14 protein-coding genes and 1 pseudogene are annotated in these 15,081 nt (G+C 56.7%); 11 read left to right on the forward strand and 4 right to left on the reverse strand.

The window, feature by feature from the left end:
* The first annotated feature begins 34 nt into the window (after positions 1–34).
* A complete protein-coding gene (gene tyrR, locus ACF8PE_RS13945) occupies positions 35–1,576 on the forward strand; it encodes a transcriptional regulator TyrR (RefSeq protein WP_103793327.1) in 1,542 nt (513 codons plus the stop codon).
* Between the two features lie 39 nt (positions 1,577–1,615).
* On the opposite strand, the gene tpx is transcribed toward tyrR, so the two are convergent.
* Positions 1,616–2,122 carry a thiol peroxidase gene (gene tpx, locus ACF8PE_RS13950; RefSeq protein WP_032611112.1) on the reverse strand — a complete coding sequence of 169 codons (507 nt, stop codon included), beginning with the start codon at positions 2,120–2,122 and terminating at the stop codon, positions 1,616–1,618.
* A 105-nt stretch (positions 2,123–2,227) separates the two neighbouring features.
* Here tpx and ycjG point away from each other — a divergent pair, with 105 nt between their 5' ends.
* On the forward strand, positions 2,228–3,193 hold the full coding sequence (gene ycjG, locus ACF8PE_RS13955; RefSeq protein WP_103793328.1) for an L-Ala-D/L-Glu epimerase: 966 nt from the start codon (positions 2,228–2,230) through the stop codon (positions 3,191–3,193).
* Here ycjG and mpaA read toward each other — a convergent pair.
* Complete coding sequence (gene mpaA / locus ACF8PE_RS13960; protein ID WP_392494990.1) at positions 3,184–3,897, reverse strand: murein tripeptide amidase MpaA; 714 nt, start codon at positions 3,895–3,897, stop codon at positions 3,184–3,186. The genes ycjG and mpaA overlap by 10 nt on opposite strands.
* A gap of 185 nt (positions 3,898–4,082) precedes the next feature.
* Between mpaA and ACF8PE_RS13965 the strand changes: the two genes are divergently transcribed.
* Positions 4,083–5,699, forward strand: a complete 1,617-nt coding sequence (locus ACF8PE_RS13965; protein WP_032611109.1) for an ABC transporter substrate-binding protein — start codon at positions 4,083–4,085, stop codon at positions 5,697–5,699.
* Positions 5,700–5,972: 273 nt separating this feature from the next.
* On the opposite strand, the gene ACF8PE_RS13970 is transcribed toward ACF8PE_RS13965, so the two are convergent.
* Positions 5,973–6,878 (reverse strand): SDR family oxidoreductase, encoded by a 906-nt coding sequence (locus ACF8PE_RS13970; RefSeq protein WP_392494991.1) that lies wholly within the window; start codon positions 6,876–6,878, stop codon positions 5,973–5,975.
* Between the two features lie 93 nt (positions 6,879–6,971).
* Here ACF8PE_RS13970 and ACF8PE_RS13975 point away from each other — a divergent pair, with 93 nt between their 5' ends.
* Complete coding sequence (locus tag ACF8PE_RS13975) at positions 6,972–7,844, forward strand: helix-turn-helix transcriptional regulator (protein WP_392494992.1); 873 nt, start codon at positions 6,972–6,974, stop codon at positions 7,842–7,844.
* Here the strand turns inward: ACF8PE_RS13975 and ACF8PE_RS13980 are convergent.
* Positions 7,812–7,973, reverse strand: coding sequence for an SDR family oxidoreductase (locus ACF8PE_RS13980; protein WP_392494993.1), 162 nt, complete (start codon positions 7,971–7,973; stop codon positions 7,812–7,814). The two genes, ACF8PE_RS13975 and ACF8PE_RS13980, sit on opposite strands and share 33 nt — an antisense overlap.
* Before the next feature lie 869 nt (positions 7,974–8,842).
* On the opposite strand from ACF8PE_RS13980, the gene tssB reads away from it, so the two are divergent.
* The 7 genes and pseudogenes from tssB to tssE all read left to right on the forward strand — a co-directional run bounded on the left by tssB (position 8,843) and on the right by tssE (position 15,079).
* Positions 8,843–9,334 carry a type VI secretion system contractile sheath small subunit gene (gene tssB / locus ACF8PE_RS13985; protein ID WP_032611104.1) on the forward strand — a complete coding sequence of 164 codons (492 nt, stop codon included), beginning with the start codon at positions 8,843–8,845 and terminating at the stop codon, positions 9,332–9,334.
* Between the two features lie 42 nt (positions 9,335–9,376).
* Positions 9,377–10,912 (forward strand): type VI secretion system contractile sheath large subunit, encoded by a 1,536-nt coding sequence (gene tssC, locus ACF8PE_RS13990; protein WP_392494994.1) that lies wholly within the window; start codon positions 9,377–9,379, stop codon positions 10,910–10,912.
* 13 nt (positions 10,913–10,925) lie between these two features.
* Positions 10,926–12,266 carry a type VI secretion system baseplate subunit TssK gene (tssK, locus tag ACF8PE_RS13995; RefSeq protein WP_059307742.1) on the forward strand — a complete coding sequence of 447 codons (1,341 nt, stop codon included), beginning with the start codon at positions 10,926–10,928 and terminating at the stop codon, positions 12,264–12,266.
* Positions 12,263–12,916 (forward strand): type VI secretion system protein TssL, short form, encoded by a 654-nt coding sequence (tssL, locus tag ACF8PE_RS14000; protein WP_032611102.1) that lies wholly within the window; start codon positions 12,263–12,265, stop codon positions 12,914–12,916. Before tssK ends, tssL begins: the two co-directional genes overlap by 4 nt.
* 3 nt (positions 12,917–12,919) lie before the next feature.
* A pseudogene (locus ACF8PE_RS14005) lies at positions 12,920–14,114 on the forward strand (OmpA family protein); the annotation flags it as partial.
* A 16-nt stretch (positions 14,115–14,130) separates the two neighbouring features.
* The gene (tssJ, locus tag ACF8PE_RS14010; RefSeq protein WP_392495029.1) at positions 14,131–14,634 is read left to right on the forward strand and encodes a type VI secretion system lipoprotein TssJ; all 504 of its coding nucleotides are present in this window, start codon (positions 14,131–14,133) and stop codon (positions 14,632–14,634) included.
* Between the two features lies 1 nt (position 14,635).
* Positions 14,636–15,079, forward strand: coding sequence for a type VI secretion system baseplate subunit TssE (gene tssE, locus ACF8PE_RS14015; protein WP_392494995.1), 444 nt, complete (start codon positions 14,636–14,638; stop codon positions 15,077–15,079).
* Positions 15,080–15,081 lie beyond the last annotated feature (2 nt).

The raw sequence follows: 15,081 nt of genomic DNA on the forward strand, positions 1-15,081 counted from the left end.
TTTCAGGGTTACTGGCTTATAGAGTGATTTTCCCATGCGTCTGGAAGTATTTTGTAAAGACCGTCTCGGCCTGACTCGCGAGTTACTTGATCTCCTTGTTTTGCGTAGCATTGATCTGCGTGGCATCGAGATCGACCCAATCGGGAAGATTTACCTGAACTTTGCCGAAATTGCATTCGATACCTTCAGCAGCTTAATGGCTGAAATTCGCCGTATCGCTGGCGTTACGGATGTGCGCACCGTACCCTGGATGCCCTCCGAGCGTGAACATCTGGCCCTCAGCGCGCTGCTGGAAGCGATGCCGGAGCCGTTCTTATCATTGGATTTGAAAGGCAAAATTGACCGGGCTAACCTGGCGAGTTGCCAGCTGTTTGCCCAGGAGCAGGACAAGCTCAGCAGCCACAATGCCGCCCAGCTGATCCCCGGCTTTAACTTCCAGCGCTGGCTGGAGAGCAACCCGCGATCCACCCACAGCGAGCATGTGATCATCAACGGGCAGAACTTCCTGATGGAGATCACCCCGGTCTATCTGCAGGGCGACAACGACGACCGCACCTTGACCGGCTCAGTGATCATGCTGCGCTCGACGGTTCGCATGGGGCGTCAGCTGCAAAACCTGTCCAGCCAGGATGTCAGCGCCTTCAGCCAGATCATCGCCGTCAGCCCGAAAATGCGCCACGTGGTGGAGCAGGCGCGGAAGCTGGCGAATCTGACGGCACCTTTGCTCATCACCGGAGAAACCGGCACCGGCAAGGATCTACTGGCTCATGCGGTGCATCAGGCAGGCCCGCGCGCGGGCAAACCCTATCTGGCGCTGAACTGTGCTTCCATCCCGGAAGATGCTGTTGAAAGCGAGCTGTTCGGCCACGCCCCGGAAGGCAAAAAAGGCTTCTTTGAACAGGCCAACGGCGGCTCGGTGCTGCTGGATGAAATTGGCGAAATGTCGCCGCGGATGCAGGCCAAACTGCTGCGTTTCCTTAACGACGGCACATTCCGCCGGGTGGGGGAAGATCATGAGGTGCATGTGGATGTGCGTGTGATCTGTGCCACTCAGAAGAACCTGGTTGAGCTGGTGCAGAAGGGCGTCTTCCGTGAAGATCTCTATTATCGCCTTAACGTACTGACGTTGAATATCCCGCCGCTGCGCGATTGCCCGCAGGACATCATGCCGCTGACCGAGCTGTTTGTGGCGCGCTTTGCCGATGAACAAGGCATCCCGCGACCAAAGTTTTCAGCCGATCTCAACACGGTTCTTACCCGCTACGGCTGGCCGGGCAATATTCGACAGCTGAAAAATGCGATCTATCGCGCGCTGACCCAGCTTGAAGGCTATGAGCTGCGGCCGCAGGACATTTTGCTGCCGGATTATGACGCCGGTACGGTGGCGGTGGGCGAAGAGGCGATGGAAGGATCGCTGGATGACATTACCAGCCGTTTTGAACGTTCGGTATTGACGCAGCTGTATCGTAACTACCCTAGTACGCGTAAGCTGGCGAAACGGTTGGGCGTTTCGCATACCGCCATTGCCAATAAACTGCGCGAGTACGGTCTGAGCCAGAAGAAAGGCGACGAGTAAAAACAAAAAAGCCTCCGCAGGGAGGCTTTCTTTTTGGTCTTACGCTTTCAGCGCTTCCAGCGCAGCAGCATAGTCCGGCTCGGTGGTGATTTCATTCACCAGGTGACTGAACACGACAGTGTCGTTTTCGTCGATTACCACAACCGCGCGAGCAGCCAGGCCTTTCAGGGCGCCTTCAGCGATGCCCACACCGTACTGCTCCAGGAATTCCGGGTTGCGCAGGGTGGAAAGGGTAATAACGTTGCTCAGGCCTTCTGCACCGCAGAAACGGGACTGGGCGAACGGCAGGTCAGCGGAAATGCACAGCACAACAGTGTTGTCCATTTCAGTCGCCAGCTGGTTGAATTTACGCACAGATGCGGCACACACGCCGGTATCGATGCTTGGGAAAATGTTCAGCACTTTACGCTTGCCGGCGAACTGGCTCAGCACGACGTCAGACAGATCTTTTGCCACGAGCGTAAACGCCTGCGCTTTGCTGCCAGTCTGAGGAATGGATCCTGCAACAGAAACCGGGTTGCCCTGGAAATGAACGAGTTGTGACATAGTTATCTTCCTGTTTACATATAGTTAACGTCGCCGTTAGTGTATGTCATCAGCCAATATCACAGCAAACCCTATTTACGCGAAGCCGCTATACAGGAGTGAGTGATGAGAACTCTCAAGGTTTATGAAGAAGCCTGGCCATTGCATACGCCGTTTGTCATCTCCCGGGGAGCCCGGAGCGAGGCCTGCGTGGTGGTAGTCGAAATAGAGGAAGAGGGTGTCAAAGGGGTGGGGGAGTGTACGCCTTATCCGCGATATGGTGAAAGCATCGCCTCGGTGATGGCGCAGATCATGGCCCTGGCACCAGAACTGGAGCGCGGGCTTAGCCGTGAAGCCCTGCAAACCCTGTTACCACCGGGCGCGGCACGCAATGCCGTTGACTGCGCCCTCTGGGATTTAGCCGCGCGCCAGCAGGGCATCTCGCTGGCGACCCTGGCCGGAGTCACATTACCGCAAACGGTAGTGACCGCGCAGACGGTGGTGATCGGCGAACCCGCGCAAATGGCCGCCAGCGCCAAAGCCCTGTATGCTGCCGGGGCGCGGCTGCTGAAAGTGAAGCTGGACGATCGTCTGATCAGCGAGCGCATGGTCGCCATTCGCGCTGCTGTACCCCAGGCCACGCTGATCGTCGATGCCAACGAATCCTGGCACGGCGAAGGGCTTGCTGCACGCTGTCAGCTGCTGGCAGATCTGGATGTCGCCATGCTTGAGCAACCCCTGCCTGCGGGTGACGATGCGGCGCTGGCGAATTTTATTCATCCGCTCCCCATCTGCGCCGACGAGAGCTGTCATACGCGCGAAAGTCTGTCCGCCCTGAAAGGGCGCTACGAGATGGTGAATCTTAAGCTGGATAAAACTGGCGGGATCACCGAAGCGCTGGCGCTGGCCGCCGAAGCGCGGGAGAACGGTTTTGCGCTGATGCTCGGCTGTATGCTCTGCACCTCGCGTGCCATTAATGCGGCTTTGCCGCTGGCGGGCGAGGTACAGTTTGCCGATCTGGATGGCCCGACCTGGCTGGCGGTGGACGTTTCACCGGCGCTGCATTACACCACCGGCGTGGTTCATCTCTGAGGCTCCCAGCGCAGCAGATCGGTCATTGCTCTCAGGTACTTCTCGCTGGCCTCGTCGGACGAGATCGGCGGGAATTCGGCGGTGATACAGTGCAGGCTTAAATCAGCGCACCAGCTGCCGAACGACCCCGGTGTTTCATAACCGACGCTGGTAACCAGCGGTAGCGAAAACGCATCCGCCAGCCAGCGCCCCAGTGCGCTGTGGGCTGGATCTTCAATGCAGGCCAGTGGATCGTGAAACGACACCACCCAGGCAGGATGCAGTTTGTGGATCAGGTGGCATAGCGCCTCCGTTTCCGGCTCCGAGCCGGGTTTTTCACCGGTCAATAACACCACATCCCTGTCCTGGGCCGCACTGTTCCAGCGGTAGACCGTCTCACCTTCCCGCCAGTTTGCCGCCGGGAAGTTTCGGTTTAAATCCACGCCACGGGCATTGGCGCGCAGCCCCAGCTGACAGCCGTCCGGGTTGACGGTGAGCACGACATGGTGGCGACGCAGCTCAGGCGCCAGCGTGCGCAGGGCGCAGGAGAGGGTCACGATCGAGGAGTTTTCATCCCCGTGCGTTCCGGTAATGATCAGGCCGCTGTTACGATCGGCCTGCGGCGCAGGGAACCAGATCAAGGGCGCGCCAAGGAATGAACGGCCATAATGTTCAGTTCCGGGCGGGAAAGCGCCACGTTCCGTTCTGGGGCGAGTGAGGGACATAGACGTTCCTGAATCAGAGTTATACTACTGGCAGTGTTGTGCAAAATACGCGGTTTATCAAATAGTTTCAGCGTCGGGGCAAAACCGGCAGATATCAACTTTCCGACGGAAGTTGTTTGCATTTCCCTGTTCCGAAACAAATAATTACGCATCTGCTCGTTACCCATCATTTCAAAGGGGATCTCATGAAGCATCCGGTTTCGTTGATTTGTTCTGCCCTGTGGTTGTGTGGCCTCTCTTCTTATTCGTTTGCTGCGGATGTTCCCTCCGGGACGACACTGGCGCCAAAGCAGGAGCTGGTGCGTCATATTAAAGATGAACCCGCCTCGCTGGATCCTGCCAAAGCGGTGGGGCTGCCTGAGATTCAGGTGATCCGCGATCTGTTCGAAGGCCTGGTCAATCAGAATGAAAAGGGCGAACTGGTGCCGGGGGTGGCCACAAGCTGGCAGAGTAATGATAACCGCGCCTGGACCTTTACCCTGCGCGAGAACGCCAGATGGTCTGACGGTACGCCTGTCACCGCACAGGATTTCGTTTATAGCTGGCAGCGCCTGGTGGATCCGCAAACCACGTCCCCCTTCGCCTGGTTTGCAGCGCTGGCCGGGATTAGTAATGCGCAGGCTATCATCGACGGCAAGGCCACGCCGGACAAACTGGGCGTGACCGCAGTGGATAACAGAACCCTGCGCGTTCAGCTGGATAAACCGCTGCCGTGGTTTGCCAACCTGACGGCGAGCTTCGCCTTTTACCCGGTCCAAAAAGCTAACGTGGAGAGCGGCGCGGAGTGGACCCGTCCCGGTGCGCTGGTGGGTAATGGCGCATACATCCTGAAAGACCGGGTGGTTAACGAGAAACTGGTCGTCGAGCGCAACAGCCATTACTGGGATAATGACAAAACGGTGTTGCAGAAAGTGACCTTTATCCCGATTAACCAGGAGTCGTCCGCCACCAAGCGCTATCTGGCGAACGATATCGACATCACCGAGTCATTCCCGAAAAACCTCTACCAGAAGCTGTTGAAAGACATTCCTGGGCAGGTTTACACCCCGCCGCAGCTGGGCACCTATTATTATGCCTTTAACACCCAGAAAGGCCCGACGGCGGATGCCCGGGTGCGTCTGGCGCTGAGCATGACCATCGATCGGCGGATTATGGCCGAGAAAGTACTGGGTACCGGCGAAAAACCGGCATGGCACTTCACCCCGGACGTGACCGCAGGCTTTACCCCTGAGCCATCGCCTTTTGAGCAGATGAGCCAGGAAGAGATGAACGCGCAGGCCAAAACGCTGTTGCAGGCGGCGGGTTACAATGCCCAGAAACCGCTCAAGCTAACGCTGCTGTACAACACCTCGGAAAACCACCAGAAGATCGCCATTGCGGTAGCATCGATGTGGAAAAAGAACCTGGGCGTCGATGTGAAGCTGCAAAATCAGGAGTGGAAAACCTATATCGACAGCCGCAATACCGGCAATTTCGATGTGATCCGCGCCTCATGGGTGGGGGATTATAACGAGCCGTCAACCTTCCTTTCGCTGCTGACCTCCACGCATACCGGCAATATCTCGCGCTTCAACGATCCGGCGTATGACAAGGTAATGAATCAGGCGTCGCTGGAGACCACCGTCAAGGCCCGTAATGCAGATTACAATACAGCGGAGAAAATCCTCGCGGAGAAAGCGCCTATTGCGCCGATCTACCAGTACACCAATGGGCGTCTAATCAAGCCCTGGGTGAAAGGGTATCCCATCAACAACCCGGAAGACGTGGCGTACAGCCGGACGATGTATATCGAGAAGCATTGATAGGCAGGATCGCCTTTTAGACTAAAGTGACCTCTCCTAAAAACGAAACTGGCGCGATTCTTCGCGCCAGTTTCTCTTTCAGTCGCTGAAAAGGACCTGCAGGCCTATCTTGCCAGGCAACATCCACAGGACGCTGTTCGGCTGACTGACTTTATCAGCAGGCTCACTGGACATGGAAGAAAAGAAGAACTGTCGCTGGCAGGCGTCGAAGGTACAGCGTTCCTTCTGCCAGACCAGTATCCGGCTCCCCAATGGTGGAGCCGTGAAAAGGAACTAGCGAGACGCTAACAGCGGTGCGTAATCCATGTTTTGCAAATCCTCCAGCAGGCCGGGGCCAGTGGGGTGCCAGCAGAGTTGCTGGCGGGTCCAGTCAGATGACGCGCGCAGATCCATGGCGGCAAACAGCGCAAACCAGCCAAAATGTGCATCGGCCTCAGCCGCAGAGAGCGAGATCTGCGGCAGACCGAGCTTATCGGCGACCACCTGCGCAATCTTCCGTGTGGCAACGCCTTCTTCCGCGACGGCATGGTAGCGCCTGCCGCGTTCGCCCTGTTCCAGCACCTGCACATACAATCGGGCGACATCGCTGACGTGTGCCGCCGACCAACAAGTATTGCCTTCGCCAATACAGGCGACGGCACCTTTTTCAGCAGCGTGTTGAATGTAGTGTGTGATCAGCCCCTGGCGGGTGTTGTCATGCACCTGCGGCAGACGCACCACCCGCACATCCACGCCCTGCGCCAGTAGCGCATAGCCTGCCACTTCAGAGGCCACGCGAGGATTATGGTTATCAGGTTTAAATTGATCTTCACGCGCCAGCGCTGTGGAGCCGTCATTGCCCATACCCGTGCCGGAGGTGATTATCAGCGGACAATCGCTCCCCTCCAGCGCCTGGCCCAGCGCATGAATAACCCGCCGGTCTTGTTCACAGTTCTCGACGAAACGGTGAAAGTTATGGTCAAACGCGGTATGGATCACCGCATCGGCGCACTGCGCGGCGGCGGCCAGGGTTTCAGGCTCCTCCAGCGTACCGCGATGGACGTCGGCCCCCGCGGCCTTAAGTGCCTGCGCGCTGCTTTCCGAGCGGGCGAGGCCCGTCACCTGATGGCCGGCTGTCACCAGTTCAGCCAGAATCCGCGAACCGATAAACCCGCTCGCACCCGTCAAAAATACTTGCATAATTCACCTCCAGATTGGGTTGCCATCCAGAGTAGCGCTATAGTGAAACGGTAAAAGTAGGGACCTTATCAGGGTATAAATCTTAACAGGATAATGATGATGCCGATGACAATGCAGTCGCTGGGCGATTTTCTGCGGACGCGACGCTTGCGCCTTGATCCGACAGCGTTTGGTTTTATCGGCGGCAGACGGCGCACGCCGGGGTTGCGCCGTGAAGAGGTAGCGCAGCTTGCCCATATCAGTCCCACCTGGTACACCTGGCTTGAACAAGGACGCGGCGGTGCGCCGTCGCGTGAGGTGCTCAACCGTATCGCCAGCGGGCTGCGCCTGACGGGGCCCGAGCGCGAGCATCTGTTTATTCTGGCTTTCGGTCATCCGCCAGAAACGCATTTCACGCTCTCCACGGATATCACGCCGCGTCTGCAACGGGTGCTGGAGGCGTTCGACGTTCCGGCGCTGGTCAAAACCATCACCTGGGATGTTATCGCCTGGAACCGCGCCGCCGCCTGCGTGTTGTCCGACTATGGGCAGCTACCGTATTCACAGCGTAACGTGCTGCGTCGGCTGTTTCTCGACCCGCAGGTACGTGAAATGCAGGCCGACTGGCAGACGGTGGCCCGACTGGTGGTGAATGCCTTTCGTGCCGACGTGGCGCGGGCAGGGGAATCGGCAGAAACGGCGAGCCTGATTGGCGAGCTTTGCAGTCGGAGTCCCGAATTTGACCTCCTGTGGCGCAGCAACGATGTCGCCAGCCACGGCGAGGGTATAAAGCGCATTTATCACCCACAGGTGGGGGCGATTGACCTGGAGTTTTCAACCTTCATGGTAGAGGGGCGGCCAGATCTGGCGATGTTAATTTTTAACCCGGCAAATGACGAAAGCCGCCATAAAATTGACGAGCAGATAAAACAATCCCTGTCTTATGACGGCGCGTCAGACCGCCATAATGCCGCCGTCCAAGAATAGCGCTTCACATGCAGCGAATCGACGCTCGTCAGAGGCCAGGAACAGCACCGCTGTAGCCACTTCATCCACCCCACCGAGCCGTCCGAGCGACGCCGTATTTTTAACCCCTCTCGATACCGTCATTGGCATGCAGATAAGATTGCATGGCAGGGGGTGAAGAACACCCCCGGCGATACCACGTTCACCCTAATCCCGTGATCTTTTAGCTCGGTAGTTCAGGAGCGGGCAAACGAGCGGATGGCGGCTTTACTGGCGGCTGTGTGGAGCGCGCGGTTACTCGCCTTTGCTGAAGGAAGTCGGGCAGAGGATTATGATGGCGATCCGTTCAGCGCCATCATAATCGGAATGGGCCATACCTCCAGCTTGTGCGCGGGTAAGGAGCGCAGCACCCGCGGCCCGCATGAAACATGAAGCGCAGAATCGGGCGAGTCGATAGCGCTCATCATTGGAGTAATGACGCCGCGATGCGCGTGGGTAAAGATGAGGGGTTCCTGTAGCCACTGTATTAAGGCGGCGGTGTTAGGGTCAATCGCGCCCTTATACGATGCAGACATCAGCGGTGGTATTATGGTGAATGGCGTTGCGCCGGGTGGCCCTGGTCTGCCAGATGATATCGGCCCGAAAATCGCCTTTAAGACTAAGATAGTCTCGGCTAAATCGATTTAAAGAGAAAATGATAATGCATGATAGCGTGGGTTATCATGTCTGCACAGGTATCAATAAATTTCATCCATTTCCATTGAAGTAATACAATCTAAATATGATATTTTATTCCCGAATAGGATTGGCTCCATTTTATTAAGGCGCGAATGATCATGGCGATGAATATATATCGGTTGTTTAATAAGGTTCACCGCCAGTTATTAGTGGTAATATTTAAAACAATGTCTACTTTTGGACTATGAGTGAGTTGATTCAGTGTAATCACTTGTTCTAATATCACCTGCGCAAAAATGAAGTTTTACTTAATAACTATTCCTTAAGGAAAAGGGACTGCTATGGCTGATACATTTCAGAATGAAGTGCCCAAGGCACGTATAAATCTCAAGTTGGCTCTCCATACGGGGGGCGCGCAAAAGAAAGTTGAGCTACCGCTTAAGCTCCTGACCGTTGGTGATTTTAGTAATGGCAAAGAAAACAGGCCGTTATCTGAACGCAAAAAGGTTAACATCAATAAAAATAACTTCGACAGTGTACTTTCAGAATTTAACCCGGAAATTAACCTGGCCGTGCAGAACACCCTGGCTGGCGAGGGGGTAGAAGAAAATATCCGCCTACATTTTTCCAGTATGAAAGATTTCGAACCCGAACAGGTTGCCCGTCAAATTCCTCAGCTTCGCGCGATGCTGGCAATGCGCAATTTATTACGCGATTTGAAATCCAATCTTCTTGATAACGCCACTTTCAGAAAAGAGCTTGAGAAAATCCTTAAGGACCCGGCGCTGTCTCAGGAATTACGTGACGAAATGAGTGCACTTGCCCCGAAATAAAATTTGGGCATCTCTTTTAATGGATTAACCGGGAATATGCTGATGTCTGTAAATACTGAAACTGGCTCTGCTCAGGGGCAAACCACCGTACTGGAAAAAGAGGGCGTTTACGCCTCCTTGTTTGAAAAAATCAACCTCACCCCGGCATCGAGCCTCGGGGATATTAATGCGTTTCTGGATGATGCTGCGCTCGCTGATGCTTCTGCAGGTGAACGCCTGACGGCCGCGATGCAGGTATTTATGGACTGTATCCGTAAATCCGGTCAGCCAGTGGAAAAGCTCGACAAAACGCTGATTGATCACCACATCGCGGAGCTGGATTATCAAATCAGCCGCCAGCTGGATGCGGTGATGCACCATCAGGAATTTCAGAAGGTGGAGTCCCTGTGGCGCGGCCTGAAACAGCTGGTCGACAACACTGACTACCGTCAGAACGTCAAAACAGAAATTCTGGATGTGTCGAAAGACGATCTGCGTCAGGACTTTGAAGATGCGCCGGAGCTTATCCAGAGCGGTCTTTACTGGCACACCTATACCGCCGAGTACGACACCCCAGGCGGCGAACCGATCGGCTCGGTCATCTCCTCCTACGAATTTGACGCCAGCCCGCAGGACGTTGCGCTGCTGCGTAATATCTCCAAAGTGTCTGCCGCGGCGCACATGCCGTTTATCGGCTCCGTCGGCCCGAAATTCTTCCTGAAAGAGTCGATGGAAGAAGTGGCTGCCATTAAAGATATCGGCAACTATTTCGACCGTGCCGAGTACATCAAATGGAAATCCTTCCGCGATACCGACGACTCCCGCTATATCGGGCTGGTAATGCCGCGCGTACTGGGACGCCTGCCTTATGGCCCGGATACCGTGCCAGTGCGCAGTTTTAACTATGTTGAACAGGTAAAAGGGCCGGATCACGAGAAATACCTGTGGACCAGCGCATCATTTGCCTTCGCCTCTAACATGGTTAAGAGCTTCATCAACAATGGCTGGTGCGTGCAGATCCGTGGTCCGCAGGCCGGTGGTGCAGTGAAAGACCTGCCGATCCATCTGTACGATCTGGGTACCGGCAACCAGGTGAAGATCCCTTCTGAAGTGATGATCCCGGAAACCCGCGAGTTCGAATTCGCCAATCTCGGCTTCATTCCGCTGTCGTACTACAAAAATCGCGACTATGCGTGCTTCTTCTCAGCCAACTCAACGCAGAAACCAGCGCTGTACGACACCGCCGATGCGACCGCCAACAGCCGTATTAACGCGCGCCTGCCGTACATCTTCCTGCTGTCGCGTATTGCGCACTACCTAAAGCTTATCCAGCGCGAGAACATCGGTACGACGAAGGACCGCCGCCTGCTGGAACTGGAGCTGAACACCTGGGTGAAAGGGCTGGTGACGGAAATGACCGATCCAGGCGACGAACTGCAGGCGTCACACCCGCTGCGCGATGCGAAGGTAGTGGTAGAAGACATCGAGGACAATCCTGGCTTCTTCCGCGTTCGTCTGTATGCCGTGCCGCACTTCCAGGTGGAAGGGATGGACGTGAACCTGTCGCTGGTCAGCCAGATGCCGAAAGCGAAAGGATAAGGCAGGAGCAGGGATGAAAATCTTTCGCCCGTTATGGGAAGACGGGGCCTTTCTGGCCCCGCAGCAGTTCCAGCAGCAGTCACGTTGGGATGCACACGTTGCGGATACCGTTGCGCGGATGGTGTTGGCGCACCCTTGGGGTGTGCTGTGTGCGGAGTTTGATGACAGCGCGCTCACACTCGCAAGGCTTAATGCCGTCCGTATGGCGGTACGCTTTGCGGATGGCACGCTGATAGATACAGACCTGGCGGATAACCTGCCGCCGGTCTGTGATTTATCCGCGACAGGGCTGGAGAGTGTTGAGGTGCTGCTGTGCCTGCCGCTGCTTAGTGCGAATGGCGGTAATCTTGACGACGGGTGCGACAGTGCCCGTCCACGTCGCTGGCAGTCAGAGCGAGTGACAGTCCAGGAGCTGGCTGGCCATGAGCGCAGCGATCTGGCAGTACTGCGTCATGCGCTGACGCTGCGTCTCTCCACCCAGGAAAATGCAGCCTATCTGACCTGTCCGGTGGCCAGAGTCACCCGTAATGTGCAGGGGCTGTGGAGCCTGGACAGAGATTTCATTCCTCCAATGCTTTCGCTGTCGGCAAGTCCTGCGCTGGTCAGCGAACTGGGTGAACTCTTGCACCGCCTGCAGGCCCGCCGCAAGCGTCTGATGGCGATGAGACGGGAAAGTAATAAACGGATGGCGGACTTCGCAGTGGCGGATGTCTCCCTGTTCTGGCTGCTGAATGCGCTCAACAGTGCGGAGCCGGTGCTGACGGAGCTGCACCAGACACCATCCCGCCATCCCGAGTTGCTGTACCGTGAACTGGCAAGGCTTGCCGGTAGTCTGCTGACCTTTTCTCTCGAACATAACGCCGACGATATCCCGCTCTACCGGCACGATACCCCGGAAGATGTATTTCCGCCGCTGTTTACCCTGCTGGATCGTCTGCTGGAAGCTAGCCTGCCGTCCCGCGTTGTTGCCATTTCGCTCGAACAGGGCGAGGACAGAGAAATCTGGCGCGGCAGACTGCACGACGCGAGGCTGCGTGAAGGGGCAGACTTCTATCTCTCGGTGCGCTCCTCCATGCCAAACCACGAACTGCAGACGCGCTTCCCTCAGCTGTGCAAGGCGGGTAGCCATGACGACGTATCTGAAGTCGTTAACATTGCACTGAGTGGGATGGTGATTAAACCCCTGAGCCACGTCCCGGCAGCCATCCCGGTGCGTCTGGAAAACCAGTATTTTGCGCTCGATCTTTCTACTGCGGCGGCCCGCGCGATGCTGGATGCCGGAAACTGTACCTTCTATACGCCGGAGTCGCTCGGTGACGTGAAGCTGGAACTGTTTGCGGTGCTGCGCTCATGAACATGATGAATCTGGATTTGATCAATAAAACGTTTTATCCGGGCTGGCTGATGGTCAGCCAGTTGCGCAGCGGGCAGGAGATTCAGGACGGTGATGCGCTTTACCGTCGCGCCTGCCGCTGGGTCGCGGAGGCCCGCGAGGCTTTAACGGACGGGGGATACAGTGCTGGCTCTTGCGATCGCATGCTTTACGCTTATTGCGCCCTGCTGGATGAGAGCGTGCTGAACCGCGACAGACAGGACGATGGTTACCGTAAGTGGCGCAAGGATCCGTTACAGGCGCGGTTCTTCAGCACCCTGAATGCAGGGGAAGAGCTGTGGGAGCTTATCCGCACCGTTCTGCGTGAACCCGCGCCAGATAACGCGGTGCTGACCTGCCTGTACCGGACCCTGCAATTGGGCTTTGTCGGCCAGTACCGTGATCAGGACGACGAACGGCGGGAGGACGTGGTGCGTGCACTCAGCGAACGCGTGCCGCCTTTTGCGCTGACTGAGGACGCACCGGTAGTTGTGCGGGCATCGCGCCTGCGCAGCGGACGACGGCTGTACTGGCTGGGTTGGGCTGCAGGTATCGTGGTGCTTGCCGCGCTGTGGCTTATCTTCTCATCATCCCTGGCTCAGATGGTGGCCCGGATTGCAGGGCAGGGCTAGCGAATGCGTGAACTCTCCCGTGGTTTGCTCACGGCGTTAGCCCTTCTTCTGGCGCTGTGGTTGGTGCTGGGATTCTGGCCACTTTCGACCAGCAGTCGACTCGCGTTGAGCCTGTGTATTCTGCTGGCGGGCGTTGTGGCTTTCTGGCGTCAGTGGCGGCTGCATCTGCAGTGCCGGGCCATCAGTGAAACGATAACGGAGCACAGCCTGCCGCCGGAAGATTTTCAGGGTGCGGTGGTGCTGGTATGCGGCGATACCACCTCCTTGTTTTCCGGTAACACGGTCTGGCGTGAAACTCGCCACGGCTGGTATCTGCAGGTACAGAGTGCTGAGGCATTGCCGCTGCTGGCGCAGCATCTGGCTGCTGGCGCAGCATCTGGCTGCTGTTCGTCCGGCGCTAGTGTCACAGGTTTCGGTAATGCTGGCGATGACACCGGAACAGCACATTTCAGAAGAAACGTGTGCGCAGGCGCTTCGGCACTGGCGACGCAGTATCGTCCAGTGCCGAACCTGGCTAAACGGCCTGCCGCCTATCTGGGGTGTGGTCTGGGTGTCACCGCCTGTTCAGCATTCGGATGAGGTGCTGTGGTTTACCGTCACGCCTGACCTGCCTGGCATACGTGCTCGCCAGAACGGCCAGGTTGCCCTGCCGGTAACTGGCTGGCAGCAGGAAGCTGTGGGGGATGACGTCCGTCTGGCTAATGCGCTATGGCTCGACAGCGTGCTCAGGTTGAGCAACACGCTTCTCTTTCGGCCGCTTCGCACGCGTCAGGAGGAACTCCCCGCCTGCAATCTCTGTGCTGTTGGCATCTGTCTGACTCCTGTAGCCGGGGTATCGGAAAACCTCTGGTCGCGTCAGATAGCAGGAACAACCACATTACCTCCGTCATGTGGCGCAGCGGATGACTTGTTACCGTTGCCTGATGTGTTACTGGCGTCGTTGCCACGCCATCACGGCGTGAGCCGTCGGATGCAGGATACCCGGCTGGCCGGTGCTATCTGTTTTGTTTTTCTCGCGCTGGCAATGCTGGCCTCCTTTATTAATAACCAGCGCCTGGTACGCAGCGTGGGTGACCACCTTGCCGTCTATCACCGTCTCAGCGGCACGCCGCCCGCACCGAAACTGCAGGCTCAGCAGCGCCTGCGTGCGGATAGCCGTCTTTTGGACAACTGGTTACGTCGCGGCGAACCGCAGCGTTAACACCTCCGCCACGCTGCTGGCATTGTGCCTGGCAGCAACATTAACCGGCTGTGGGCTGACGCAGAAGATATCCGATGGCACGGTTGCGGCGACCAAATCCATTTTTTACAAACAGGTAAAAACCCTGCATCTGGATATCCGCGCACGGGAAGGTGTGAATAACAACGCAAAAGGGGCGTCGCTGGCGACAGTAGTACGTATTTACCAGCTAAAAGACCGCAAGGCCTTCGACAGCACCGATTATCCCTCGCTATTTGCCATGGACAGCCAGGCCATTAAAGCGGATTTAGTGGCAGAAAAAGATATCCGCCTGCGCCCGGGAGAATCTTTCTCGCTGGATATGCCAATGGAGGAGGCGGCGCATTTTGTGGCGGTGGCCGGTATGTTTATGGCACCCGATCAGGAAAACAATACCTGGCGTCTGGTCATCACCCGCGATGAACTGGATCCGGACACACCACGTATTATTGAAGCCAGCCATAACAGTTTGACCCTGCAACCGCTGAAGGATGACTGAGATGCCGCGCCCGTCGTTATACGAAACCCTGTTCGGCAATTTTGCAGGCGGCCTCGATCTGCATCAGGTCAGTGAAGAAAATCAGGCAATCCTCTCCGTACTGGACAATATGCAGCGTATTATCAATTGCCGCGCCGGGACGCTGGCGCATTTGCCGGACTACGGTCTGCCGGATATGACGAAAATTCTTCAGGGGATGCCCGGAACTGCGCACCAGCTGATATCCACCCTGTCGGCGGTGTTGCTGAAATACGAGCCACGCCTGCGCAAAATCACGGTCGTGATGCTCGAGCAGACCCGGCCTGTCGAATTGCGCTACGCCATTGATGCCGAGCTGAAAGGCGTCGGGCTGGTGCGTTACGGCACCGAGTTTATGCCGGAGGGCAAAATCCTAATCCGTCATATGAAACAGCAGCAGTACCTGGATGTCCGCGCCGCAATTTAGCG

The organism is Leclercia sp. GLN_9 (assembly GCF_043105735.1).
Classification (GTDB): Bacteria; Pseudomonadota; Gammaproteobacteria; order Enterobacterales; family Enterobacteriaceae; genus Enterobacter; species Enterobacter adecarboxylatus.

What these genes read in the sequence shown, in the direction of transcription:
- tyrR (WP_103793327.1), top strand. Translation starts at nt 35, where the DNA reads ATGCGTCTGGAAGTATTTTGTAAAGACCGTCTCGGCCTGACTCGCGAG.
- tpx (WP_032611112.1), bottom strand. Translation starts at nt 2,122, where the DNA reads ATGTCACAACTCGTTCATTTCCAGGGCAACCCGGTTTCTGTTGCAGGA.
- ycjG (WP_103793328.1), top strand. Translation starts at nt 2,228, where the DNA reads ATGAGAACTCTCAAGGTTTATGAAGAAGCCTGGCCATTGCATACGCCG.
- mpaA (WP_392494990.1), bottom strand. Translation starts at nt 3,897, where the DNA reads ATGTCCCTCACTCGCCCCAGAACGGAACGTGGCGCTTTCCCGCCCGGA.
- ACF8PE_RS13965 (WP_032611109.1), top strand. Translation starts at nt 4,083, where the DNA reads ATGAAGCATCCGGTTTCGTTGATTTGTTCTGCCCTGTGGTTGTGTGGC.
- ACF8PE_RS13970 (WP_392494991.1), bottom strand. Translation starts at nt 6,878, where the DNA reads ATGCAAGTATTTTTGACGGGTGCGAGCGGGTTTATCGGTTCGCGGATT.
- ACF8PE_RS13975 (WP_392494992.1), top strand. Translation starts at nt 6,972, where the DNA reads ATGATGATGCCGATGACAATGCAGTCGCTGGGCGATTTTCTGCGGACG.
- ACF8PE_RS13980 (WP_392494993.1), bottom strand. Translation starts at nt 7,973, where the DNA reads ATGCCAATGACGGTATCGAGAGGGGTTAAAAATACGGCGTCGCTCGGA.
- tssB (WP_032611104.1), top strand. Translation starts at nt 8,843, where the DNA reads ATGGCTGATACATTTCAGAATGAAGTGCCCAAGGCACGTATAAATCTC.
- tssC (WP_392494994.1), top strand. Translation starts at nt 9,377, where the DNA reads ATGTCTGTAAATACTGAAACTGGCTCTGCTCAGGGGCAAACCACCGTA.
- tssK (WP_059307742.1), top strand. Translation starts at nt 10,926, where the DNA reads ATGAAAATCTTTCGCCCGTTATGGGAAGACGGGGCCTTTCTGGCCCCG.
- tssL (WP_032611102.1), top strand. Translation starts at nt 12,263, where the DNA reads ATGAACATGATGAATCTGGATTTGATCAATAAAACGTTTTATCCGGGC.
- tssE (WP_392494995.1), top strand. Translation starts at nt 14,636, where the DNA reads ATGCCGCGCCCGTCGTTATACGAAACCCTGTTCGGCAATTTTGCAGGC.